The organism is Acidaminococcus sp. CAG:542, assembly GCF_000437815.1.
Taxonomy (GTDB): Bacteria; Bacillota; Negativicutes; order Acidaminococcales; family Acidaminococcaceae; genus Acidaminococcus.
On sequence record NZ_FR902045.1, the window covers coordinates 1 to 1,502 of the forward strand.

The 1,502-nt window shown below is 58.1% G+C and carries 3 protein-coding genes; all 3 read right to left on the reverse strand.

The genetic code is table 11. The features are described 5' to 3' along the window. Positions 1–72: 72 nt before the first annotated feature. Positions 73–654: a flavodoxin family protein gene (locus QVO43_RS02920; protein WP_022487106.1), complete on the reverse strand. Its 582-nt coding sequence runs from the start codon at positions 652–654 to the stop codon at positions 73–75. A 93-nt stretch (positions 655–747) separates the two neighbouring features. Next, positions 748–918 (reverse strand): hypothetical protein, encoded by a 171-nt coding sequence (locus QVO43_RS02925; protein WP_022487107.1) that lies wholly within the window; start codon positions 916–918, stop codon positions 748–750. Continuing rightward, positions 875–1,502, reverse strand: a 628-nt coding sequence (locus QVO43_RS02930) for a M20/M25/M40 family metallo-hydrolase (RefSeq protein ID WP_288174414.1), incomplete at its 5' end; no start/stop codon positions are given. The genes QVO43_RS02930 and QVO43_RS02925, both read right to left, overlap by 44 nt.

Sequence of the window (1,502 nt, forward strand, 5' to 3'; positions counted from 1 at the left end):
TTGACAATTGACCATTGACCGCTGACAAAAAATGAGGCCACTGTACAGAACGTACAGTGGCCTCATTTTTTCTTACCTGATAAAATTCGTCATCACTTTCGCCGGTTTGGCCGGTTCTTCCACTCCTGCTTTTTTCCCTGCTTCCAGGCACTTCAGCAGCCAGGCCATGTTCTTGCCCAGGGTTTCCATGATCTGGACCCCTTCTTTGTCCTGAAGCACTTCTTCCGGCGTGTTCCCGTGGACCATGTTCCAGTAGTTGGAAGACACCACCGGCATTTCGTTGTACATCAGGTACTTGTTCAGCACATCCAGGGTGGTGCTGGTGCCGGCTCTCCGGGCAGAGGCAATGGCCGCAGCCGGTTTGTGCCGCAGGTCAGCTCCGGCCACCCCGGCAAACCGGTCCAGGAACACCTGGATTTCCCCGGTGGGAGAAGCATAGTACACAGGGGAACCGAATACGAAGCCATCTGCCTCTTTGGCCTTGGCCGCGGCTTCCTTCACCAGGTCGTCCAGTTTCCCGTTCACTGCATTCAGACCCACATAGATGATTTCCGTATCGATCCCGGCCTTTTCCAGTTCCTTGGCAACAAGAGAAAGGGCCGTGTAGGTGCAGCCCTTTTCCCGACGGCTGCCATTAAAGAGCAAAACTTTCATTTCATACGTCTCCTTTGAAATGTAATATTTTATGATACATTCGTATTATACCACGACCGGTCAACATCCCGGGGTGAGACATCAGACCCGGCCCTACTGCTTCCTTACCACACAGCTCAGGGCGATGAGCCCGGCTCCCAGGAAAAATTCCTGCTGCACCAGGGCGATGCAGCCGAACCCCAGGATCACATTGGCAATGACTCTCCTGTCCATGGCCGCCTCACAGGCGCCGCACTGCCGCCGCTGCCAGAAGGCACCGTTCATACAGGGATTCCACCTGGGCATATTCCTGATCTGTATGGGACCCGGCGCCCCGCACCCCCATACCGCAAAGGGTGGGGATTCCCAGGCCCACGGTGATTCCCGCATCGGACAGGCCGCCCACCTGGATGCCCCGGGGTTTCCCCAGGCCCAGGGCCTCTCCGGTCTTTGCCACATGGTCGTACAGCTTCAGGACCCCGTCAGTGGTCTCCATGCAGGCCATTACCCGGCTGGTGTCCAGTTCCGCACTGGTCCCTTCCACCGTGCACTCCTCCGTCACCTGCCGGAGCAGAGCAAAGATTTCGTCCCCGATGGCCTGGTTCCGGTACCGGATGCCGATGCGGATTTTGCAGTAGTCCGGGATGGTGTTTTCCCCGATGCCTCCTTCCACAGCTCCGCAGTTGATCAGTTTCCCCCGGGGAATGTCATTGGCAGCCTCCAGTTTCACAATCTTGTGAGCCGCTTCCAGCACAGCCGACCGTCCCTTTTCCGGGGCACTGCCTGAATGAGCCGCCACCCCGTGGACCGTAATGGATACAGGCCCGCCCCCGTACCGGCCGATCACCAGGCTGTCCTCCACCGGCCCC